This window comes from Clostridioides sp. ZZV14-6154, from assembly GCF_020657785.1.
Classification (GTDB): Bacteria; Bacillota; Clostridia; order Peptostreptococcales; family Peptostreptococcaceae; genus Clostridioides.
On the sequence record NZ_JAGWCY010000002.1, the window covers coordinates 237,261 to 260,554 of the forward strand.

21 protein-coding genes and 1 tRNA gene are annotated in these 23,294 nt (G+C 26.8%); 19 read left to right on the top strand and 3 right to left on the bottom strand.

Annotated features, from left to right (window positions below; translation table 11 throughout):
* The first annotated feature begins 70 nt into the window (after positions 1–70).
* The gene (locus tag KGF45_RS07560) at positions 71–2,809 is read left to right on the top strand and encodes an ATP-binding protein (protein ID WP_227839964.1); all 2,739 of its coding nucleotides are present in this window, start codon (positions 71–73) and stop codon (positions 2,807–2,809) included.
* Positions 2,810–2,935: 126 nt separating this feature from the next.
* Here the strand turns inward: KGF45_RS07560 and manA are convergent, their stop codons facing one another.
* Entirely contained in the window at positions 2,936–3,880 is a 945-nt protein-coding gene (manA, locus tag KGF45_RS07565; RefSeq protein ID WP_227828177.1) for a mannose-6-phosphate isomerase, class I, read from the bottom strand.
* Positions 3,881–4,052: 172 nt separating this feature from the next.
* Between manA and KGF45_RS07570 the strand changes: the two genes are divergently transcribed.
* From KGF45_RS07570 to KGF45_RS07610, 9 genes are all read left to right on the top strand, one after another.
* A complete protein-coding gene (locus KGF45_RS07570) occupies positions 4,053–5,414 on the top strand; it encodes a Sapep family Mn(2+)-dependent dipeptidase (protein ID WP_227828178.1) in 1,362 nt (453 codons plus the stop codon).
* An 87-nt stretch (positions 5,415–5,501) separates the two neighbouring features.
* A complete protein-coding gene (locus KGF45_RS07575; protein WP_227828179.1) occupies positions 5,502–7,391 on the top strand; it encodes a BglG family transcription antiterminator in 1,890 nt (629 codons plus the stop codon).
* A gap of 14 nt (positions 7,392–7,405) precedes the next feature.
* Positions 7,406–7,861 (top strand): PTS sugar transporter subunit IIA, encoded by a 456-nt coding sequence (locus tag KGF45_RS07580; protein ID WP_227828180.1) that lies wholly within the window; start codon positions 7,406–7,408, stop codon positions 7,859–7,861.
* 55 nt (positions 7,862–7,916) lie between these two features.
* Positions 7,917–8,234, top strand: a complete 318-nt coding sequence (locus tag KGF45_RS07585; protein WP_227432546.1) for a PTS fructose transporter subunit IIB — start codon at positions 7,917–7,919, stop codon at positions 8,232–8,234.
* Between the two features lie 24 nt (positions 8,235–8,258).
* On the top strand, positions 8,259–9,521 hold the full coding sequence (locus KGF45_RS07590; RefSeq protein ID WP_227828181.1) for a PTS fructose transporter subunit IIC: 1,263 nt from the start codon (positions 8,259–8,261) through the stop codon (positions 9,519–9,521).
* A 104-nt stretch (positions 9,522–9,625) separates the two neighbouring features.
* Positions 9,626–10,690, top strand: coding sequence for an aminopeptidase P family protein (locus KGF45_RS07595; RefSeq protein WP_227828182.1), 1,065 nt, complete (start codon positions 9,626–9,628; stop codon positions 10,688–10,690).
* Positions 10,691–10,746: 56 nt separating this feature from the next.
* Positions 10,747–11,925 carry a MalY/PatB family protein gene (locus KGF45_RS07600; RefSeq protein WP_227842127.1) on the top strand — a complete coding sequence of 393 codons (1,179 nt, stop codon included), beginning with the start codon at positions 10,747–10,749 and terminating at the stop codon, positions 11,923–11,925.
* Positions 11,926–12,176: 251 nt separating this feature from the next.
* Positions 12,177–12,374, top strand: a complete 198-nt coding sequence (locus KGF45_RS07605; protein WP_227828184.1) for a helix-turn-helix transcriptional regulator — start codon at positions 12,177–12,179, stop codon at positions 12,372–12,374.
* Positions 12,375–12,377: 3 nt separating this feature from the next.
* Positions 12,378–12,812 (top strand): tellurium resistance protein TerC, encoded by a 435-nt coding sequence (locus KGF45_RS07610; RefSeq protein WP_227828185.1) that lies wholly within the window; start codon positions 12,378–12,380, stop codon positions 12,810–12,812.
* Between the two features lie 173 nt (positions 12,813–12,985).
* On the opposite strand, the gene KGF45_RS07615 is transcribed toward KGF45_RS07610, so the two are convergent.
* Positions 12,986–14,041 (bottom strand): FAD:protein FMN transferase, encoded by a 1,056-nt coding sequence (locus KGF45_RS07615; RefSeq protein ID WP_227828186.1) that lies wholly within the window; start codon positions 14,039–14,041, stop codon positions 12,986–12,988.
* A 66-nt stretch (positions 14,042–14,107) separates the two neighbouring features.
* Between KGF45_RS07615 and KGF45_RS07620 the strand changes: the two genes are divergently transcribed.
* From KGF45_RS07620 to KGF45_RS07640, 5 genes are all read left to right on the top strand, one after another.
* A complete protein-coding gene (locus KGF45_RS07620) occupies positions 14,108–14,479 on the top strand; it encodes a NusG domain II-containing protein (RefSeq protein WP_227842128.1) in 372 nt (123 codons plus the stop codon).
* A 40-nt stretch (positions 14,480–14,519) separates the two neighbouring features.
* The gene (locus tag KGF45_RS07625) at positions 14,520–15,194 is read left to right on the top strand and encodes a uracil-DNA glycosylase (RefSeq protein ID WP_227828188.1); all 675 of its coding nucleotides are present in this window, start codon (positions 14,520–14,522) and stop codon (positions 15,192–15,194) included.
* A 241-nt stretch (positions 15,195–15,435) separates the two neighbouring features.
* Positions 15,436–16,275, top strand: a complete 840-nt coding sequence (locus KGF45_RS07630; protein ID WP_227828189.1) for a G5 domain-containing protein — start codon at positions 15,436–15,438, stop codon at positions 16,273–16,275.
* Between the two features lie 244 nt (positions 16,276–16,519).
* Positions 16,520–16,616, top strand: a tRNA-Sec gene (locus tag KGF45_RS07635).
* Between the two features lie 156 nt (positions 16,617–16,772).
* Positions 16,773–17,480: a ThiF family adenylyltransferase gene (locus KGF45_RS07640; RefSeq protein WP_227828190.1), complete on the top strand. Its 708-nt coding sequence runs from the start codon at positions 16,773–16,775 to the stop codon at positions 17,478–17,480.
* A gap of 126 nt (positions 17,481–17,606) precedes the next feature.
* Here KGF45_RS07640 and KGF45_RS07645 read toward each other — a convergent pair whose 3' ends face one another.
* Positions 17,607–18,443, bottom strand: coding sequence for a ComEC/Rec2 family competence protein (locus KGF45_RS07645; RefSeq protein WP_227839984.1), 837 nt, complete (start codon positions 18,441–18,443; stop codon positions 17,607–17,609).
* A gap of 186 nt (positions 18,444–18,629) precedes the next feature.
* Here KGF45_RS07645 and KGF45_RS07650 point away from each other — a divergent pair, with 186 nt between their 5' ends.
* The 4 genes from KGF45_RS07650 to holA all read left to right on the top strand — a co-directional run bounded on the left by KGF45_RS07650 (position 18,630) and on the right by holA (position 23,144).
* Positions 18,630–19,535 (top strand): DUF2156 domain-containing protein, encoded by a 906-nt coding sequence (locus KGF45_RS07650; RefSeq protein ID WP_227828192.1) that lies wholly within the window; start codon positions 18,630–18,632, stop codon positions 19,533–19,535.
* A gap of 8 nt (positions 19,536–19,543) precedes the next feature.
* A complete protein-coding gene (eis, locus tag KGF45_RS07655; protein WP_227828193.1) occupies positions 19,544–20,728 on the top strand; it encodes a GNAT family N-acetyltransferase in 1,185 nt (394 codons plus the stop codon).
* 129 nt (positions 20,729–20,857) lie between these two features.
* Positions 20,858–22,138 (top strand): ComEC/Rec2 family competence protein, encoded by a 1,281-nt coding sequence (locus KGF45_RS07660; protein ID WP_227828194.1) that lies wholly within the window; start codon positions 20,858–20,860, stop codon positions 22,136–22,138.
* Positions 22,101–23,144 (top strand): DNA polymerase III subunit delta, encoded by a 1,044-nt coding sequence (gene holA / locus KGF45_RS07665; RefSeq protein ID WP_227828195.1) that lies wholly within the window; start codon positions 22,101–22,103, stop codon positions 23,142–23,144. The genes KGF45_RS07660 and holA overlap by 38 nt, the downstream gene beginning before the upstream one ends.
* Positions 23,145–23,294: the final 150 nt, after the last annotated feature.

Genomic DNA, 23,294 nt, shown 5'->3' on the forward strand with positions numbered 1-23,294 from the left:
AGGAATTATAATGTCGAGTATCGTATAAATTAATTAGTATAAAATATTAATTAAGAGGAAGTGTAAAGTATTGAAGAATATAATACCTGCTGTGAAACCAGATATAAAAGAAAGAGAAGACATGAGCCTTTTATTTATAATAATGGGCTCAGTGCTTTTGTTATTTATTATAAAAGATACAAATAAATATGAAATTTTACTGCATGCTGTATATGCTACATTCTTAATAGCTACAGGGATGATTATATTTAATACTACAAAATTTAAGGTAGATTCATTTTCTACATTTTTGGGGTTAGTATTTGCAGCAACTGGAGTATTGGAGTGTATATATTTATTTAATTGTTTAGGTGCTAGAGAAGAAGTTATAATTGGAACTAACATTACAATATCAGCAATAACAGATTTATTTCCTATACTAGGTGTGTATTTAAGTTTTAAATTTGTTAAGGATAATAAACAAATTCATTCGAGCATAATTTTATTTGTAGTAGCTGTAGTTTTGACAACATCATCTTTATTCATAATATCTGGAATTTGTAACTCTTTAGACAGAGGGACATTACACTATACCTTAGGGGTTGTTACATCTATATTTATGATAATTGCCTCTATTATGAGTGGAATTGAACTAAACTCAAGTTCAAACGTAAATAAATGGGAATATAGTGAAAAAAAGTTTTTTAATAGAATAATAATAATAACAATCTTATCAAGAGTTCCAAATTTACTACATATAGTAATTGGTAATAGGCATATAGAAGGTATGTTATCACAAATAATAATAAATGTATCATTATACTATTTATATAATTATATAGTATCTAAGAATATTAAGAAAACAGCATTGGAATTACATGATACAAATGAAGAATTAACAATAAAAACGGAAAGTTTGAAAGAAAAAAACAAAAAATTAATATATGAAACAGAAAAAATAGAAGAACTTAAAGAAATACTTATAAAAAGAGAATTACGATTACAGTCTACTTTAGATGTTGCTGTAAATAGTATAGTTGTGTTTAGTAAGGATGGAGAAATTACATATGCAAATAAAAGTTTTAGAAATATTTTTGGAGATTATAAAGAACAAGGTAAATTAAGTAATAAAGTTAAAAATTTTAATGACTTAATAGAAAGCATTAATTATGTATTTATCAATAAAAAAAATATAGAAAAATTTATTGATACAAGTGATAATAAGGTTTACCAAGCTATATTTGCTCCTTTAATCATAGCTACACAAATAGAAGGAGTCTTATGTGTATTAAAGGATAAAACTAAGAAAAAGGAATATGAACGAAAATTTATTGAAGCAAATAAGAGAAGTGAAGACTTTTTAGAAAGTGTTGGAGATGGTATAGTAGTACTTGAAGGTAGTAATAAAATATATGTAAATAATGCATGTAGACAAATATTTAAAGAGACGTTAGAAAATATCGATTTTTCATCAATATGTAAAAGTGAAGAAAGTATAGAAAAAAGGTATGTAATAGAGGGTGAAGTAAAATATGTAGAGATGAGTTTTTCTCATTATAATAATGAAGGAACTTATAAAACTATTATTGTAATACGTGATACAACTTCTCGAAAGATATCACAAATAAAACTTGAAGAAAGTCAATCATCTTATTCAAGATTTATAGATATACTACCTGATGGTATATGCTTGTTAAGAGAAGACTTAAGTGTAAATTATGCAAATAAGTCATTTTTAGATATGCTATCTTTTACAAGTATAGATGATGTAAAAGATTCTAATATTAAGATATTAATGAATGCAAATACTGAAGAAAAAATAAAATTTACTGAAAATATGACTAAAGTTTTAAATGAAAATAAAAGTATACTTCTACTAGAATATGAATTAATAAATAATTATGATGATATAGTAGAAGTAGAATTAAGTGCATTACCTTTTGCGATATATAACACTAGATATATAATGCTTATTATAAAAGATTTAGCACATAAAAAATACTCTGAACAAGCTGAAAAAGAGTTGCTTGAAAGATTTAAAACAGATAAAATAAAAACTGAGTTTTTCGCAAATATGTCTCATGAGTTAAAAACACCATTAAATGTTATATCAAGTTCAAATCAATTGGTAGATTCTTTTTATAGAAGCGAAAAAATAAAAGATTATAATAATAATATTAAATCTCATGTTGATTTAGTTAGACAAAGTTCTTATAGACTTCAAAGATTGATAAATAATATTATAGATTTGACAAAGATGGAGTCAGGGTTTTATACACTTAAACTTGCAAAATACAATATTGTATCTGTAATAGAAGATTTGTTTATGAATATAGAAGAGTATGCAAGTAGAAAAGATATAAGAATTCTATTTGATACAGAGCTTGAAGAAATCAATGTTTATGTAGACAAGGCTGAAATTGAGAGAATTATGCTAAATCTATTATCAAACTGTATTAAATTTACTGATAATGGAGGATGGATATACGTAAACATTTATTATAAAATAGATAAAGTAATCATAAGTGTTAAAGATACTGGCGTTGGTATACCTCAAGATAAATTGGAGTTGATTTTTGAAGAGTTTTCACAAGTTGACAAGACTTTATCTAGAAACACTGAAGGAAGTGGAATAGGACTTGCTATAGTTAAGAACCTAGTAAGTCTTCATGGTGGAGATATAGAAGTAATAAGTGAAGTTAATAAGGGTACAGAATTCTTAATTTCACTGCCAATGAAAAGTTTTAGTAATGAGTACTATACAGAAGATAAGAGAATATATAATCTTCAGGAAAAAATAAAAATAGAATTTTCTGATATATATTATTAAAAATTTATTATAATTGTAAAAATAACATATTCTATATTTAGTATAGTATACTATAAAAGCTAGACTATCATAAAAAGGAGTTTTTATGTTAGTCTAGCTTTTGTTAAAGTTAAATGTATTTTGTATCTATATGTGGGAGCATATAATTTCTAAATTACCTTCAAATCCAAAATCTCCAAAGCTATTTGGTAATATAAAATGCATACCTTTTTTTAAATCATATTCTATAGAATTGTGTATCAATTTACCAGCTCCATCCAGTACACTGTACAAAGAAAAAGGTGTGTTGTGAGTAAAATTACATTTTCCAAAAATGTCTAATTTATAAACACTAAAAAATTCATTTGATACAAATGTTGTACATTTAAAGCTTGGTGTTGATACAGTTTTATAATCAGTATCAAAATTTGTATGAGGAACATTTGTAACTTCTATTGATTTTTGAACATGAAGTTCACGTTTATTTCCTAAGTTATCGGTTCTATCATAATCATAAACTCTATAAGTGGTATCTGAATTTTGTTGAGTTTCTAAAATTAATGTTCCTTTACATATAGCATGTATAGTTCCGCTTGGAACATAGAAAAAGTCACCTTTTTTTATATTAACTTTTCTAAGCAGTTTGTCCCACTCATTATTATTTATCATTTCTATAAATTCTTCACGAGATTTTGCATTGTGACCTATTATAATTTCTGCATCCTCAGAACAGTCTATTACATACCAACACTCTGTTTTACCTAATTCTCCATTTTCATTTTTTTGAGCATATTCATCATTTGGATGAACTTGAACCGATAAATTGTCATTGGCATCTAGTATTTTTGTAAGTAAAGGGAATTTATCTCCAGGTGTATTACCAAACAATTCTCTATTTTTCTCCCATAATTCAGATAGCTTTTTATCTTTATATTCTCCATTCTCTATCAGACAATCTCCATTTTTATGAGAACTTATAGCCCAACATTCACCTGTTGTTGGTGATTTTATCTCATAGTTAAATTTATCTCTAAGTGCAGTGCCACCCCATATTCTATCCATAAAAATAGGTTTTAAAAATAATGGTTCCATAATATTGTTCCTCCTATGATATTAAATTTATCCTACAAATAATTATATATAAATAGATTATAAAATCAATAGTAAAAAAGTTTTGTCCCTTGAAATGACATAAAGTATAAGGAGTTATGAAACAAGATAAACTATGATATATAATATAAAGGTTTAAATTGGAGTGATAATCATGGAGAGATTTAAAGAAGAAAATCAAAAATATAAAAAAGAATTCTTGAAATTGTTGGAGGAATGGGTAAGTATACCTTCCTTTTATGATAAAAATACTGTATCTAAAGATATGCCTTTTGGAAAAGGTGTATATGATGCATTAAACTGGTTTGAAAATTTAGGTAGAGAAAACAATTTCACTGTTAAAAATATAGATAATCATGCTGTTTATATTGAATATGGAGATGGTAAAGATTATATAGATATATTTGGACATTGTGATGTTGTAAATCCAGGAGAAGGATGGGATAGTGAGCCATTTAAGCTAGATATTATAGGTGATAAATTAGTTGCTAGAGGTGTTTCAGATAATAAGGGTCCTATGATAGCAAATTTTTTGGCATTAAAAATGATAAAAAGTCTAAATATAGATTTAAAGAGAAAAGTTAGATTAATTGCTGGAGGAAATGAAGAAAGTGGATTTAAGTGCATAAAGCACTATTATAGCAAAGAACCACATGGTGTATATGGATTTACCCCAGATGCTAAATTTCCTGTACTAAATGGAGAAAAGGGTGGAGCAATAATAAAGCTAATGCTGGATATAGATGATAAATATCTAGATTTAAGTGGTGGAATAGAGTTTAATACAATTCCAGATAAAGTGTATATAAAAAATATTAAAAATTTAAGTAATGACTATATAAATTCTGATTTTAATAATGTTTCAATAAGTTTTAATGATGGTAAGTATATTGTGAATGGGAAAGGTGGACACTCATCTAAACCTGAAAAAGCAATAAACCCCATATTAGATACAATTAAAGTTTTAGCAGAAAATCTTGATGAGGATTGGGCAAAAGACTTGTATAAGCTAATAAATAAAGATAATATAGATGGAAAACTGTTTGGCTTAAATGTTGAAGGGAAATGTGGAATTCTATCAATGGTTCCGACAATAATAAATATAAAAGATGGAAAGCTTGAAGTAATTTTAAGTGTTAGATATCCTGAAGTATTGACAGTTGAAGAGATAATAGAAAAATTTGATTTGTATATAAAAAGAAATAATATTAATAAATTTGAGTTTATTGGGGAAAATTTAAAGCAAGCAAATTATATAGATGAGAATTCAAAACTTGTAGAGAGTTTACATGAGATATATGTAAAGTATTCTGGAGACTCAAAAAGTGTTGTTAGAGTAACCAGTGCAGGAAGCTATGCAGCTGAAATGAAGAACTCAGTAATATTTGGGTGTGAATTTCCTGATGGTAGTTTTGGAAATGTTCATAGTGCAAATGAATTTGCTAGCTTAGATAGATTTATAACTGCAATAGGTATCTATGCGGAGGCAATAGTTACATTATGTAATAATATATAAATACAAAATGTCCCTTATATAGACATATTATATATACAACTAAAATTTTATTTGATATATAATTGAAATCAAAGAGAAGGTGATACAATGATAACTAAGAAACATGCAGTAATAGTAAAAAGTTTAAGCAATAAAGATGGATATATGACATCAAATGAACTAGCTATTAAATTAGATGTATCTACTAAAACTATTAAAAGATATATAGCAGATTTAAATGGTATTTTGAGTAAGTATGATTTAGAAATCGATTCTTCAAGAGGCATAGGATATAAGTTAAGTGGCTCTAAAACTAACATAGCAAAGGCTGTTAAAGAAGCAAATAAATATATAAATGGTTTCTTGGATGATTCTGAAGAAGCAAGGATATCAAATATAATATGTATGCTGATTAACAGAAATTATATGAGTATAGAAGTAATGGCAGAAGAATTAAATCTAAGTATAGCAGCCATAAATAAATTGTCTAGTAAGCTTAAAAGAAAACTTGAAAAGTATGACTTAGTTATAAAATCTAAACCTTATTATGGAAGCTATATATATGGTGAAGAAATTAATATAAGACAGTTGATTACTGATTATGCAATAAAGTTGGATGAGAAGAGTAAAATCAAAGTATTTTTGGATGATATCAGTGAAAACGATATAAATTCCATAGAAAGTATTTTAGAAAAGCATTTAAGAGAAAAAGAAACAATAATTTCAGATAAAGATTTTAATCTTTTACTTTCAAAAATAATAGTTTCTGTGTTTAGAAGTAAGAGAGGTCATAGTAAAAATATAAATTTAATAGATACAGGATATAGATTTCATAATTACAGTTTTATAGAAAAGCTTATGAAAGAAATATCTGATAAGGTTGGATTTAAACTTATTGAAGATGAAGTAATTTATATTTCAAATTATTCTGGTGTAATAGCATATAGAGGTGCACAGGGAATAAAAAATGCAAGTGAAATTGAAGAAAGAATAAGTTGTGTTATAAGTAGTGCTCTTCAAGATATACTACTTATCTCAGGAAGTGATTATACAAAAGATGAAGAGTTTATGATAGCGATATCTGACCATATAAAGAGGTTTTTAAATAGAGCAAAAGCTAATATAAAATCTAATAATCCACTACTTCATCAAATAAAAGAGAAATTTCCAATAGCTTTTAACTTAGCTGTGTTTTTATCAAATAAGATAGAAACTGAATTTAATTTAAAATTAGATGAGGATGAACTTGGATATATAGCTATTCATTTTGCTGCTTCAAATGAAAGAATGAAAAAAAATACAAGTAAGAAAATTTGTATAGTTTGTCACTATGGTATAGGTACAGGTCAGCTTCTTTCTGAAAAATTAAAGCAAAATATAAGTGATTTAAATGTTGTAGGTGTTTATCCATTTAGATATCTTGATATGGCAATAAGTCAAGATGTTGATTTGGTAGTATCGACGGTTGAATTAAAAGGATATGAAAAGCCAGTACTATATATAGAAAATATTTTTGATGATAGCGTAATTGAAAACGTAAACAAAGCCTTTTATGAAAAGGAAGAAAGAAGAAAAATAATAAGTAATATGTTTGATGAAAGAGCTTTTTTCAGTATAAAAGCAAATACAAAAGAAGAAGTTATACTTTCGCTTTCAAACAAGTTAAAAGAAAGAGACTTTATAGAAGAAAGTTCAATAAAAAGCATAATAGAAAGAGAAAATATTTCATCAACTGAAATAGGAAATCTAGTAGCTATACCTCACACAATAGTGAAGGGAGATAAAAAATCTATAATCGGAGTTGGAATACTTGAAAATCCAATAATTTGGGATAAACAAGAAGTTCAACTAGTATTTATGGTATTTTTTAATACTAAAGAAAAACATAATTTTTCAATATTTAAATACCTTTACAATTTTATAAAAGATGAGGGTGGTGTAAGAGGAATTATTAAAATATGTGACTTTGATAAATTAATGGCACTAATAGGTAACTAAGGAGGAAATTAACAATGGGAACAAACATATTTAACAAAGAATATGTATTTTTAAATACTGAGGCTAAGTCTAAGGTTGAGGTTTTAAAATTTATAGCAAAGAAAGCTAAAGAATTAAATTTAACAGAAGATGAAAATCTAGTATATGAAGGTTTAATAGCTAGAGAAGAGCAATTTACTACAAATCTAGGAGAATCTATAGCAATACCTCATACTAAAAATGATGCAATTGAAAATCCAGCAGTAGTGGTACTAAAGTTTAATGATGATGTTGTTTGGAACGAAGGTGAGGACAATGTCAAATTGGCAATAAGTTTACTTATGCCAGGAAAAAGTAAAGAAAACATACACCTTAAATTATTATCATCTCTTTCAAGAAAATTAATAAATAAAGATTTTAAAGATTCTCTTTTAAAGAGTGATAATGTGGAAGAAATCGCTAATTTAATAAATGAAGCTTTAGGTTTATAGATAAATACTAAGGTTAAAATAAAAAAATAATTAAAGTAAATAGGAGGAATTTAAAATGAATAAAAAATTAGTAGCATTATGTGCTTGTCCAATGGGACTAGCTCACACTTTTATGGCAGCAGAAGCAATAGAGCAAGCTGCAAAGGCATTAGGTTATGAAGCAAAAGTTGAAACTCAAGGTGCAGATGGTGTGCAAAATGAATTAACAAGAGAAGACATATTAGGAGCAACTATGATAATACATGCAGTAGCAATAACACCAGAAGGTATGGAAAGATTTGATGGTTGTGAAGTTTATGAGGTTGAATTACAAGAAGCTATAAAGAATGCAGAAGGTGTTATAAAGGAAATAGAAGAGGATTTAGGAATATAATAAATTTACTGTGGAGGAAATAGAATGGCAATCAAGAAAAAAGTTATAAACAGTTCAGGTGCTTCTACAACAGGAGGCAATAACGCAGGAAAAACTACTTCATCTAATCCAACTCAATCAAAGGGAAATGGAAAGTGGAAAGAAGTTAGTAAACATATAATGACAGGTATATCGTATATGATACCAGTCTTAGTAATGGGTGGACTTATAGGAGCTTTATCTCAATTAATACCATATGCAATATTAGGACTTGACCCATCTGTAGGTATAGTTGATGCTATGAACTCAGGTGAATTTACAGGATTTAAGCTTAGTCTTTTAAACATGGCACAATTAATGTCAAACTTCGGATTTACTCTGTTTGGATTTGCAATACCACTATTTGCAGCATTCTGTGCAAATTCTATAGGTGGAAAAACAGCCTTAATCGCAGGATTTATAGGAGGATATGTAGCTAATAAACCTGTAGGGGTACCACAATTCGTAGATGGACAATGGACAGAAGTTGTACCAGTTGCATCAGGATTCTTAGGTGCAATATTAATCGCATTTATAATAGGATATTTTGTAAAATGGTTAAATAAATCTATAAAAGTTTCTCATAACTGGTTAGCTTTCAAAACAACATTTTTAATACCACTAATAGCATCATTAACTTGTATGGTATTGATGATATTTATAATAACTCCATTTGGTGGATTAATTAATGAAAGTATGAAAAACTTCTTAACAGCAGCAGGAGCAGCAGGAGAGTATGTATATGCAACAGCTTTAGCAGCAGCTACAGCATTTGACTTAGGTGGACCAATAAATAAAGCAGCAGGATTCGTTGCACTTGGTTTGACTACAGAAAATGTATTACCAATAACAGCAAGAACAATAGCTATAGTTGTTCCTCCAATTGGATTAGGACTTACAACTTTATTAGATAAAAGATTAGTAGGAAGAAGAGTATATGATAGACAATTCTATCAAGCAGGAAAAACTTCTATATTCCTATCATTTATGGGTATATCAGAGGGAGCAATACCATTTGCACTTGAGAGACCAGGTTTTGTTATACCTTTAAATATAGTAGGAAGTATAATAGGAGCTATTACAGGTATAATTTTAGGGGCAATTCAGTGGTTCCCAGAATCAGCTATATGGGCATGGCCTCTAGTAGATAACTTATTTGGATATATAATAGGTATAGCAGTTGGTGCTATATTCATAGCTGTAGGAAATGTATTTTACAGAAATAAATTAATAAAAGATGGTAAACTTGTTGTAGATTATATTGATTAATTTATAAATTTTACTATCTAGAATAACCTTGGCTGGTAATATTGTTTCAATCAATATTACCAGCCTTACCTATATGACTAATTAAGGGTGGTGAAGATAAAATTATGAATAAAATAGAAAAAATAAGAAAGTATCTTAAAGAGTATAATATAGATGGAATTCTTATTAATAGTTCTACCAATAAGTTTTATATTGGAAATTTATTTAGTTCATCAGGCTATGTTTTTATAACAAAAGATAAACAATATATAATAGTAGATTTTAGATACTTTGAAGAAGTTAAAAGAAAATCAGATTTATTTGATGTTATATTAATGGATAAAAATAGAAGGTATTTTGACATAATTAATGATATTTGTAGAAATCAAAATATAAAAGAAATTGGCTTTGAAGGAAGTGAAGTATCTTTTGACTCATATAAAAGTATGAGTAACAAATTAAATGTAACTTTAAAATCAGTTGATTTATCTACTCTAAGAAAAGAGAAAGATGAAGATGAAATAAAATATATAAAAAAAGCTTGTGAAATAGTAGATGCTACATTTTATCATATAATTGACTTTATAAAAGTTGGTATGAGTGAAATGCAAGTAGAAAATGAAATTGTACGATTTATAAAAGAATTAGGTGGACAAAAAGAGTCATTTGATACTATAGTTGCATCTGGTTTGAGAGGAGCCTTACCTCATGGAAAAGCAAGTGAAAAAATTATAGAGTATGGAGATTTTGTTACATTCGATTTTGGAGCAAAGTACAATAATTATTGTTCAGACATTACTAGAACTATTTGTATGGGAACTACAAATAAGGAGCTGGAAAAAATATATAATATAGTAAAGAAAGCTAATGAAGAGTGTATAAAAGTTTTAAAGTCAGGTATGACTACTGGTGAAATAGATAAGGTTGCAAGAGATATAATTAGTTCATATGGATATGGTGATAATTTTGGACACAATCTAGGTCATGGTGTAGGTATTATGGTTCATGAGTATCCAGCATTAGCTCCAGAATCAAATGAAGTATTAAAAGAAGGTATGGTTGTAACTATAGAGCCTGGTATATATGTACCAGAACTTGGAGGAGTAAGAATTGAAGATGATGTACTTATAACTCAAGATGGCTGTATGAGATTGACTACATCTACCAAAGATTTAATAGTTGTAAATTAAAAATAAATTGTAGCTAAGTATTTTTATAATAATAAGAAAAGACGAGGTAAATTTAAATGTATAATTTTGATGATAGACCAAATAGAGTAAGTGAAAAGTGTAGAAAGTGGGATTTGAACATTATAAGAGATAAATTTGGAGATATTAAAGAAGATTTTGTGCCAATGTGGATTGCTGATATGGATTTTAAAATACCAACAGAAATAGAAAATAAATTTATTGAAGCTGTAAAAAGAGGTGTATTTGGATATACATACTGTTATGACGAATTCTATGATTCAGTTATTGGATGGCAAAAAGATATGCATAAAGTAAATGTAGAAAGAGAATGGATTACATTGACTTATGGAACTGTGTCAACACTTCACTATGTAGTACAAGCTTTTTGTAAAAAAGGAGATAGTATAATATTAAATACACCAGTTTATGACCCATTTGAATCATCAGCTAAAAAGCAGGGTGTAAATGTAGTTTGTAATACATTAGATGTGATAAATGATAGATATTATATAAATTTTGATAGATTAGAATCTCAAATTAAAGAAAATAAACCTAAGCTAATGATGTTTTGTACACCACATAATCCATCAGGAAGAATTTGGTCAATTGAAGAAATGACGAAAGTAGCAATTATATGTAAAGAAAATAATGTTATTTTAGTTGCAGATGAAGTACATGCAGAGCATATTCATTATGGAGAATTTAATTCTATTCTTAAGCTTGAAAGGGAACTTTTAGAAAATATTATCCTATTGACATCACCAAATAAAGGTTTTAATCTTGGAGGATTAAAGACTTCTTATTCAATAGTCATAAATAAGGATATAAGAGATATTTTTAGAAATAAATTAAAACAAAATTCTATAACTTCTCCAAATGTGTTTGGAATAATAGGATTAATAACAGCTTATGATGAGTGTAGAGAGTGGTTAAGTGGTGTAAATAAATATATAAAATCAAATTATGAACTTTTAGAAACTTGGGTAAATAAATATAGTAAGATAAAATTGATGAAGATGGAATCATCTTACTTAGCTTGGATGGATATAAGTGGATTAGGTATAAGTGCAAGTGAGTTTACAGATAAGTTGGCTATAGATACGGGAGTATTGTTAGAAGATGGAAGTCATTTTGTAAAAGATGGTGAGAACTATGTTAGAATAAATTTAGGAACTCAAAAAGAAAACGTAATTGAAGCTTTAAATAGAATGGATTTGTTTGTAAAGTCACTATAAAAAGTTAGTTGTATTATTTATTGAAAATATAAAAATGTAGGTTGTTGTAGGGATATACTAAAAAACATCAAAAAATAAGGTTTATAGACAACAAGATGTAATTCAATTGTAAAAGTAAATATATTTAATGATAGGCATTTCTGATGAAATGTCTATTTTTATATATGTTTTGTAAAGTTTCCTTTACAAAAATAAAAGCAAGTGCTATATTATATATGTAAAGGAAACTTTACAAAAAGGAGGAAATATTTTTGAAAAACCGTGTAGAAGATTTAAGAAAGAAAAAAGGTCTTAATCAAGAGGACTTTGCAAAAATTCTTAAGGTTTCAAGGCAGACGATTAGTTCTATTGAAAATGGAAAATATAATCCATCTTTAGAACTTGCATTTCAAATATCTGATTTTTTTGAAATGTCGATTGAAGAAATATTTTTATGGAAGGAGATATAGTTCATGGAAAAGAGAAATTTAAGAATAGGAATTGTATTTGTAGTTTTAGGTGTTACTTTCTTGTTTCTTTGTTTAATGACTGGTAATAAGTTAGGTTCTTTGTTTGCTGGATTAGCAGGAGGATTTGGATTTGGTGGAATTTCTGCAATTTATCGATATTTTTACTGGAATAAGCATAAAGAGGAATACAAAGAAAAGCTTGAAGCAGAAGACATCAATCTTCATGATGAAAGGAATGTTATGTATAGAGATAAAGCAGGAAGATATGCTTATATTGTGTGTATGATAATAATTCCTATATCTGCTTTTGTTTTCTCTGTACTACATGCCTTAGATATATACAACTCATTGGTAATCATTATATATCTATCTGTTTTATGGATTGTTTTGTATGTTGTAGGTGTTATTTATTATCGAAAGTTAAAGAATAATGGGTAGTGTTTTATATAAATTAAACTATAAATATGGTATATACATAAGTACAATTTGTTTTAGATTACTTAGTATATACCATATTTTATATAAAACTTAAATTTTCATTAGTTGTATGATAACTATTTAAGTTCTTATGTATTTTGTATGTATATAGACATTGACATTATTTAAACTCACTATTTATTGAACTTTTCAATAGAAAAAGCCTTGTCTGTAAGTTTAAAATTATTTTGTATGCCATTAGTTAAATATACTTTTTTATCTTTGGTTATAAATATAGCATCTACATTATCAATACTATTAATTAAATCCATGCCTTTTTCAAGTCCAAGTCCAAATGTAGAAGTGGATAAAGCATCACAATTAATAGATTTATCAGATATTATTGTAACACTACTTAAGTTGTTCTCAAAAGGATACCCTGTAAATGGATTTAACATATGGTGATATATTTTGCCATCTTTTTCTATAAATCTCTCATAAATTCCAGATGTAACAACAGATTTATTTGTAGTTTCTATATTTCCTATAGATTCTCCATTTTTGCTAGTTGGGTCTTGAATACCAATTTTAAAAGGTTTGTTATTTTTGCTATCTTCTAGAGTAAATATATTACCTCCCAAGTTTACTAAAGCTTTTTTTACACCTTCTAATTTCAAATAGCCTACGATTTTATCAGCAGCATATCCTTTAGCTATTGCCCCTAAATCAATTTTCATATCTTCTTTAGCTAATTTTATAGATTTATTTTTTTCATCTAATATAATATTTTTGTAATCAATGAGAGGAAGAAGTTCGTTTATCTCAGAGTCATTTGGGACTTTAGCCTTGTCTGTTCCAATTGCCCATAGATTGGATAGTGGACCAATTGTTATATCAAAGTATCCATTTGACAACTTAGAGTATTCTATAGCCTCTTGTACAACAAAAAATGTATCATCAGAAACTTTGACAAAATCTTTACCAGCATTATCATTTATTTTAGAAACATCGCTTCCTGGTATATGAGTACTCATCTTGTTATCAATATATCTTAAAATTGAATCACATTCATTTAAAATTTTATCACTTTTTGATTCTTTTGTATTAAATATAGTAACTTCATTTACTGTACCAAGGTAATAGCTTGTCTTACTATATTTAGTATTTTGACTTGAACTCCTAAAAAATGAAAATAAAATTAATGCTAAAATCAATATCACAAAAATAAATGTGATTTTTTTCTTATTCATGGTATATTCCTCCTATGAAATTGTGTTATTATCTTATTATAGCATAATTTCATAGGAGGACAAAAAATGAAGAAAAAAGACATTCTTCTTGTTTTAGGTGTTTTGATTGTTATTACAGCATGTTATGGAATAATAACTGTTATAAATTCTAAAAATGCTGGAAGTATTGAAATTTATGTAGATAATAAATTGTATAAGACTGTTTCAATAAATGCCAAAGAAGAATTTAAAATAGAAAATAGAGGAGGGTACAATATAGTTAAAATTCACGACAAAGGTGTAGAGATAATAGATGCTTCATGTCCTGATAAGGTGTGTGTACATACAGGTTTTATAAACAAACCAAGTCAAAGTATAGTTTGTATACCTAACAGAGTGAGCATAAAAATAAATACTAATGAAAAAAATGACAATCAAGAGGACATAATTTCTAAATAAAACAATAAATAAAAATAGCTGAAAGGAATTGGTGATAACTATGGTTAATTTAGGAAACGATTGGAATGAATTATTAAAAGAAGAATTTGAAAAAGAATATTATTTGAATTTAAGAAAATTCCTTATAGATGAATATAAGACACGTCAAATTTTTCCTAATATGCATAACATATATGAAGCTTTAAAACACACTTCATATAAAGATACAAAAGTTTTAATACTAGGACAAGACCCCTACCATGGAGATAATCAAGCTCATGGTTTAGCTTTTTCAGTTCAACCACAAGTAAAAACTCCACCATCTCTATTAAATATGTACAAAGAGTTAAAAGAAGATTTAGGATGCTTTATACCTAATAATGGATACTTAATGCCTTGGGCAGACCAAGGTGTTTTACTTTTAAATACAGCACTTACTGTTAGAGCACATGAAGCTAATTCTCATAAAAATAAAGGGTGGGAAATTTTCACAGATAGAGTAATTTCTATTTTAAGTGACCGTGAAGACCCAGTAATTTTTGTATTGTGGGGAAGTAATGCACGTAAAAAAGTAGAATTGATTGATACAAGTAAGCATTATATTTTGGAAGCACCTCATCCAAGTCCATTATCAGCAAGTAAAGGTTTTTTTGGATGTAATCACTTCTCTAAGATAAATGAAATTCTCGAAAAGCTAGGAAAAGAACCTATCAATTGGCAGATAGAAAATATATAAAGATAAAAGGTAACAAAACGATAACAAAACAACAATAAACAATGACATTGTTGTAACTAATAGAAATATGCTTTAATAGTTGAAAATACTATATATGCATATTTCTATTTTTTTGTCAAGTTGACAACTCTTGAAAAAATAGTTACAATTTAGTTACACAAAAAACAAAAAAGAAATTTACGAAGCAGAATATTACGAAGCAAAATATATAGTGTAAAAAATTTGAGGGAGGAAATTTTATATGAATTTAAAGAAATTGAGTAATGTTAAAGTCTCGGCAATGGCGGTTGTTTTATCAGTTGGAATTTTATCAGGATACTCTGCACTTAATAAACAAGTAACATTGGTAGTAAAAGGAGAAGAGAGAACTGTATCTACATTTAGATCTAATGTAGGAGACCTTTTGGAAGCTCAAAACATTAGCTATGATGGAAATGATATAGTTAGTTTGGATGTAAATTCAAAGTTATCTAATGGAGATAAAATAGAAGTAATTGATGTTAAGGAAAAAACAGTTGTAGAGACTAAAGACATTCCATTTGAAGTTACAGTTGTTGAAGATAACTCTTTGTCAAAAGGAGATTCTAAAGTTAAAGAAGAAGGAAAATCTGGTAAAAGTGAATTAGTATATAAAGAAACTTATCACAATGGTAAGAAAGTAGAAAAGGAATTTGTGAAAAAAGTTGTTACATCTGAGCCAGTTAATAAAGTTGTAAATAAAGGAACAAAAGTAGAAATGCAAGTAGCTTCATCAAGGGGAGAAAGTTCAAGAAGGATGGCTTCATCTTCTTCAAGTAGCAGTAGTAGTAACAATGGTAGAAGTATGAGAGTTGTAGCAACTGCATATTCTGGTCATAGTATAACTGCAACAGGAACAAAGCCTAAGTGGGGAACAATAGCTGTAGACCCTAAGGTTATACCATATGGAACGAAAGTATATATACCTCAATTTGATATGGTATTTACTGCTGAAGACTGTGGTGGTGCAATAAAAGGAAATAAAATTGATATATTTATGAATGATTCAAAGACAGTTTATAACTGGGGAAGAAAAACTATAGATATACGTATATTAAAATAATTAAATAATTTGTATTTATACTGGAAATTATATTTTGATTAAATAGAGGAAAATTCTTTATAGATAATTAAAATATGCTTTCCAGTTTTTAAGTTTATAAATATAATAAGAAGATATATAAATATTAATTGCTATAGATAAAAACTATTTAAAATATGATTTACTATCAAATTAATCTATAAAAATTGTTGCAAAGAGTCAAAATATATGATATTATAGATTTCGTTGAGAAACGTTTCGTTATGGGAGTGGATGGGTGCCGGTGTGCCCTCTAGTCTTCAAAACTAGTATGAGGGGTTAAGAGCCTCTTAGGTGGGTTCGATTCCCACGCATTCCCGCCAGTATAAAAGGTATCTTTTAATATTAAAAGATACCTTTTTAAATTTAAAAATTATTTTGAGATAATTTACTTTTAGTGATATATAATATTTAGTATTATATAATGGAAATTTTCTAATACTAATATTATGTATATAAAAGTGTAGGAGAGTGGAAAAATGGAAAATAACTTTACAACGAGAACTAGTTTTCTAGTTGGAGATGATGGAATAGAAAAACTTAAAAATTCAAATGTAATAGTATTTGGAGTTGGAGGAGTCGGTAGTTTTACTGTTGAAGCTTTAGCAAGAGCTGGAGTGGGTAATCTCACTATTGTCGATTTTGATGATGTAGATATAACAAATATAAATAGACAAATACCAGCATTACATTCAACTGTGGGAAAATATAAAGTTGATGTTATGGAAGAAAGAATTTTAGATATAAATCCTAATATTAATATAAAAAAAATAAGAAATCTTTATAATAAAGATACTAGCAGTGAAATATTAATTGAAAAATATGATTATGTTGTGGATGCAATAGATATGGTAAGCTCAAAGATACATTTAATTGAAACATGTGAAAAAAAAGGTTTAAAAATAATAAGCTCTATGGGGATGGGAAATAAATTAGACCCAACTAAAATAGTTGTTACTGATATACACAAAACAAGCACTTGTCCTCTAGCTAAAGTCATGAGAAAAGAGCTTAGAGATAGAGGAATTAAAAAATTAAAGGTGGTATATTCAACTGAACAACCAATAGAACTTAAAAAGAAAGTTATGAATGGGAAAAAGGTAACACCAGGTAGTGTATCATTTGTGCCATCTGTTGGAGGACTAGTAATTGCATCTGTAATAGTTAATGAATTATTAGGGGAATAAATGTTAAATGTTTTATTTATAAATTTTATAGACACATTTTAAAGGCTAAAAGCATCAATATAAAACCATTTTATGTTGATACTTTTAGCCTAGTTCTGTTATGTAGTTACAGTTTTATTTCTTATGTTAAGTGTCTATTTTATATTTGTGTTTTGTAAATATCATTTTACCATCACTATAAAAAACAATATCACCTATTTTATCTGTCCTATAAATTGATATATTGTTTTGTTTTAAATTATTGATAACTTCCTTATGAGGATGACCGTATTGATTTTTATATCCACATGATATTGCGGCTATATCTGGATGAATTTTTTCAATAAATTCTGAAGTAGTTGATGAATTGCTTCCATGATGACCTATTTTTATAAAATTGATATTATCTAATTTAAAATAATGTAAAATTTCTTTTTCAATTGGTTCTTCAGCATCGCCCATAAATAAAAATGAGGTGTCATTAAAGTTTAATTTAAAAACTATTGAATTTAAATTAGATTCTTCTTGTATATATGAAGGACTTAATACATATATATTTATATTGTTATCAATATTTAAAACATCATCTCTGTATAGATACTGAATAGATAGGTTTTTATCATTACAAGAACTTATTAGGTTTTGATAAGCTTCACTTTCTGTTGATTGTTCAGGCATATAGATGGAGTTTACATTAAATTTTTTTATGACATTATCAAGACTACCTATATGGTCGGAATCTGGGTGTGTGGCTATTATTATATCGATGGTTTTTATTCTTTTTTGTTTCAAGTAACTAGTAACTATATTTCCACTATCTTCATCACCTCCATCAATTAATATATTTTTCTTTGTAGGTGTTTGTACTAAAAGACTATCACCTTGTCCAACATCTATCATATGTATAGATAGTAGAGATTTTTTGTCACAACCACTTAAAAGTGATATTATAATAAGTGTTAATAAAAAAATTTTATTTCTCAATAAAAAATCACTCCAGTCATTACATGTTTATATAATTTTATGATGGGTAATATAAGATATATGGGAACTATCCTATTTTATATTTTAGACAATATAAGTGAAATTAATACCATAACTAAATTGGAGTTTTTATAGATACAAAATAAAATTTTAAAAAATTAAGCAATAAAAAGGTAGGAGGATTTTATGTTTTTCAAAGATATTGAACTAAATTCAAAAAAGGAGCTAGACCCTTATTTTGATTTAGTAGATTATGAAGCTTGTGAGTACTGTTTTAGTACTTTATATATGTGGCAACATGTTTATAAGACAGGATATTATATAGGTGAAGATTTTGCTGTTTTAGTTGGTGAATACGAAGGAGATAGTTTCTCAATATTACCACTTGCTAAAAAAGACAAACTTCCAGAAGTTGTAGATTTTGTACTTGAGTATTTTTCACATAACAACAAAAAAATATACTTAAGGGGTATTACTACTGAAGTGGTAGAATTTCTAAAAGAAAAATACCCAAATAGATTTGAGTATATAGAAGAAAGAGATTTATTTGACTATATCTATGATGCAGAAAGTTTAAGAACATTAGCTGGTAAAAAGAATCAAAAGAAGAGAAATCACATAAATTATTTCTTAAAAGAATATGCAGGTAGATATGAAGCAAGATTATTAGATAAAGAAAACTTCAATGAATGTTTAGTATTAATGAAAGAATGGGAAAGTAACAAAGAAGAAAATAACGAATTTGATGAAAGTATGGATGATGAATTGGTTGGTATCAAAAAGATATTTAACAATTACGATATTTTAAAAGATAAAGTAAAAGTGTTTGGTGTATATGTGGATGGAAAATTAGAAGCATTTAGTATCGGAGAGCTTTTAAATAAAAACATGGCATTAATTCATATAGAAAAAGCCAATCCTGATATAAGAGGTTTATATCCATTTATAAACCAACAATTTTTAGTAAGTGAATTTGAAGATGTTGAATTTGTAAATAGAGAAGAAGACTTAGGTATTGAAGGTCTGAGAAAAGCTAAACTTTCTTACCACCCTTGTAGATTTGTTGAAAAGTACAGTGTTAGGGAGGCTTAATAAACTATATGGAGATTAGGTATGCTAAAGACGAAGAAATAGAAAGTATAAAAGAAATATGGAGTTATTGCTTTAATGACAGTGAAAGTTTCATGAAATACTATTTTAATGATAAATATAAATATGAAAATACTGTAATAGCTTTAGATGAAGGAAAAATTGTTTCCTCTCTTCAGCTAAACCAGTATAAATTAAGCTTAAATAGTAAGGTATACAATACATCGTATGTAGTAGGGGTTTCTACACTTCCTGAGGGGAGAGGAACTGGTTATATGAGTAAAGTTATTAAATTTACTTTAAATGAGTTGTATAAGAAAGGACAACTAGTATCTATATTAATGCCAATTGACTATAGACTTTATAGAAGATTTGGATATGAGCACTGTTATGACCAAATTGAATATACTATCAAAACAGATGATTTAAAAAATTTCAAGGCAAATGGAAAAATGATAAAAGCTGATTTATCACAAATTGATGATTTAATTAAAATAGATAAAGTATTTTTAAATGAGGTTAATGGTAATGTGTTAAAAGATGAACATTATTATGAAAACTTATTTAAAGAAATCCAAAGTGAAGACGGACATTTATATATCCATGAAGGTAATGAAAAAGATGGATATATAATTTATTTTCTTCAAGGAGATAAAATGTTTGTCAGAGAGCTATTTTATAAAAACATAGATGCTCTTAAATCAATGCTTAAATTTATATATAATCACAATACTCAATGTAAGATAGCTTCTATAGCTACTCCTACAATAGATAAGATAAGGTTTATATTAGACAACCCTAAAGATTGTGAGATAAAAATAAAACCTTTTATGATGGGAAGAGTTATAAATGTAAAGCAATTTATTGAAGATATAGATATTGATAAGGATATTAATAGTTCTATAAAATTATATATAGAAGATAAATTTATAGAAGAAAATAATGGACTATTCAAAGTCTCTATACAAAATAAGAAAGTAATAGTGGAAAAATTAAATAAAGAATGCACAGAAGGGCTTCAAGAGTGTTTTGATATTAAATTAGATATAAATGCTTTAACACAATTGGCATTTTCTTATACAGACGTTGAAGAAGCACTTTTATTAAATAATATAGAAGGTATTTCAAAAGAAACAATAGAAATACTTAATTGCATTTTTTCTAAAAAAGACAATTATATAAATGAATATATATAGAAGTGAAAATACGTCAAAAGATTTTAATAAATCTTTTGACGTATTCTTTTGTTTATAGAATAATTTCTTTTGTTTAAAAAATCTTTATTTGAAAATAATCTAAATAATATGTTTTATAGAGGAGTGATTATGATTCAAATAAGAAGACCTTTACTAATTATATTAATATTTGTGATAGCTGTATCTTTTATTATCACAAATAAGAAGAAAGAGGATGAAAAATTTAATGATAAGATAATAACTATACAAGGAACAGTCAAAGGAAGATTTGAAAAGCCTAGATATAATCAGTATAAAGTAGGAGCTTTCCTAATAAATGATTACACAAGAACTAAAAATTTGAAAATTGGTCAGAAAGTTAATGTTACAGGTAAATTTAAAAGTTTAGGTAAAATGAAATATGAAGATTTTGATTATGGAAGATATATAAAAAGTACTGGATATAAAGGTATAATATATATAAATAGTTATAAAATTATTGGTAAAAATAAAATATATGACTTAATAGGTAAAATAAAGCTTTACATAAATAAAACTTATAGATATTTATATAAGAAAAATTCAGATTTTATAAATTCTATATTGTTAGCAGAGGTTGAAAATTTGACAGATGAACAAAAAGAAATGTTCACTAGGACAGGAACTAGTCATGTAATATCTATATCTGGTCTTCATACAAGCATACTATGTGTTGTAATTGCTTTTCTATTAAGAGGTATAAATAAATTGTATAAATTATTAATATTGTCGATTTTTATATCTTTATATTGTATAATGGTAGGTGCGTCTCCATCTATAATTAGGTCTATAGCATTTGTTATGGTTTTCTATTTATCAGTCTTTATTAATAGAAAAAAGGATGGAATATCAACACTGTCTCTAATAGGGATAGTTTTAATTATAAATAACCCCTATGTTATATATAATGTAAGTTTTCAATTATCTTTTTTAGCTACATTCTCTATACTAATATTTTACAATAAAATAAATAGTATTATAAAATTAAGTATGGTATCATTGACAATATCGTCAAATATATTAACCTTGCCTATAATATATTATACATTTAAAGGTATACCATTGGTTTCAATCATAGGAAATTTAATAATAGTACCATTTATAGGTATAATAATGTATTTGAGTATTGCAAGTTTAATAATATTTAAAATAAGTGTAGTAATAGCTAAAATAATAGCTTTATTCAACAGCACATTGATAGAAATCATATTTTTTTTACTAGATAAACTCAGCAATTTAAATTTTGCATATATTGATATAGATAACCCTAAACTTTATATTGTAGTGATTTATTACATAGGAGTATTTTTTTACATATTTTATATAGAAGGAAAAGAGATAAAGGAGCAAGAAAATGGATTACAAGGATATTATAAGGAATATAAAAGATAAAAAACTTGAGAAAATGTATCTTTTTTATGGCAGAGAGTATTATTTAATAGAAAATGCAATAAAAGTCTTTAAAGAGAATTTAAACGAAGGAATGCTCGATTTTAACTTAGATATAATAGATGGAAAGGAAATAGTCTTAAATCAGCTTATAAGCTCTATAGAGACACTTCCTTTTATGGATGATAGAAAAATAGTAATAGTAAAAGACTTTGAGTTACTAAAAGGAAAGAAAAAGAATTTTACAGATAGCGACGAAAAATACTTGATAGAGCATTTAGATAATACTCCAGACACTACCACTATAGTTTTTGTTGTATATGGAGATATTGACAAAAGAAAATCTTTAGTTAAAAAGATAGGTAATAATGGAATTGTTTTTAATTGTGACAAGCTTTCTGATATGGACTTATTTAAGTGGATAAAAAAATCTTTTGCTCTAAATGAAGTTATAATAGAAAACTCTCAAATAATGTATTTTATTGAACAAGAAGGATATAGAGATAAAAGTAGTGAAAAGACTTTATCAGACTTAGAAAACGAGATAAATAAAATTAGTTCATTTGTTGGAAAGGGAAATAGTGTAACTAATGATGTAATAGATAAATTATCTCCTAAAAAGGTTGAAAATGATATATTTAAGTTAATTGATTATATTGGAGAGCAAAGTGCTTCTAATGCAATGAAAATATTGAATGATATGATACAAGAAGGCGAATCTGTTTTAGGTATATTTTCTATGATAGCTAGACAATTTAAAATAGTTATGCAAGTAAGACAATTACAACTAGAGGGATACTCAGCAAAACTTATAGCAGATAAATTAAAAATGCATCAATTTGTAATAGGAAAAGCATTAAAACAGACTAAAAACTTCTCTGATGATATAATCATAGAAATTTTAAATTATATATTAGAAAGCGATTATAAAATAAAAACAGGACTTATAAGGGATACTTTAGCAGTAGAAATGTTGGTTAGTAGATACTGTAAAAGGCAAGCAATGTAAAAAACTTATATATTAATAAAAAATAAATAGCAAGATATGTTATAGTTCAAAGTACAAGTAGGCTAAATTGAGTCTAAGAGTATATAATCCACTATAATATGTCTAACTATTTATTTTTTATTGTATAAATTTCCAAAATAAAAAACCCCT

Coding starts and splice junctions, on each gene's coding strand:
- KGF45_RS07650 (WP_227828192.1), top strand. CDS start 18,630: ATGTTTTTCAAAGATATTGAACTAAATTCAAAAAAGGAGCTAGACCCT.
- KGF45_RS07625 (WP_227828188.1), top strand. CDS start 14,520: ATGGTTAATTTAGGAAACGATTGGAATGAATTATTAAAAGAAGAATTT.
- KGF45_RS07600 (WP_227842127.1), top strand. CDS start 10,747: ATGTATAATTTTGATGATAGACCAAATAGAGTAAGTGAAAAGTGTAGA.
- KGF45_RS07590 (WP_227828181.1), top strand. CDS start 8,259: ATGGCAATCAAGAAAAAAGTTATAAACAGTTCAGGTGCTTCTACAACA.
- manA (WP_227828177.1), bottom strand. CDS start 3,880: ATGGAACCATTATTTTTAAAACCTATTTTTATGGATAGAATATGGGGT.
- KGF45_RS07630 (WP_227828189.1), top strand. CDS start 15,436: ATGAATTTAAAGAAATTGAGTAATGTTAAAGTCTCGGCAATGGCGGTT.
- KGF45_RS07585 (WP_227432546.1), top strand. CDS start 7,917: ATGAATAAAAAATTAGTAGCATTATGTGCTTGTCCAATGGGACTAGCT.
- KGF45_RS07640 (WP_227828190.1), top strand. CDS start 16,773: ATGGAAAATAACTTTACAACGAGAACTAGTTTTCTAGTTGGAGATGAT.
- KGF45_RS07580 (WP_227828180.1), top strand. CDS start 7,406: ATGGGAACAAACATATTTAACAAAGAATATGTATTTTTAAATACTGAG.
- KGF45_RS07575 (WP_227828179.1), top strand. CDS start 5,502: ATGATAACTAAGAAACATGCAGTAATAGTAAAAAGTTTAAGCAATAAA.
- KGF45_RS07615 (WP_227828186.1), bottom strand. CDS start 14,041: ATGAATAAGAAAAAAATCACATTTATTTTTGTGATATTGATTTTAGCA.
- eis (WP_227828193.1), top strand. CDS start 19,544: ATGGAGATTAGGTATGCTAAAGACGAAGAAATAGAAAGTATAAAAGAA.
- KGF45_RS07660 (WP_227828194.1), top strand. CDS start 20,858: ATGATTCAAATAAGAAGACCTTTACTAATTATATTAATATTTGTGATA.
- KGF45_RS07610 (WP_227828185.1), top strand. CDS start 12,378: ATGGAAAAGAGAAATTTAAGAATAGGAATTGTATTTGTAGTTTTAGGT.
- holA (WP_227828195.1), top strand. CDS start 22,101: ATGGATTACAAGGATATTATAAGGAATATAAAAGATAAAAAACTTGAG.
- KGF45_RS07595 (WP_227828182.1), top strand. CDS start 9,626: ATGAATAAAATAGAAAAAATAAGAAAGTATCTTAAAGAGTATAATATA.
- KGF45_RS07620 (WP_227842128.1), top strand. CDS start 14,108: ATGAAGAAAAAAGACATTCTTCTTGTTTTAGGTGTTTTGATTGTTATT.
- KGF45_RS07570 (WP_227828178.1), top strand. CDS start 4,053: ATGGAGAGATTTAAAGAAGAAAATCAAAAATATAAAAAAGAATTCTTG.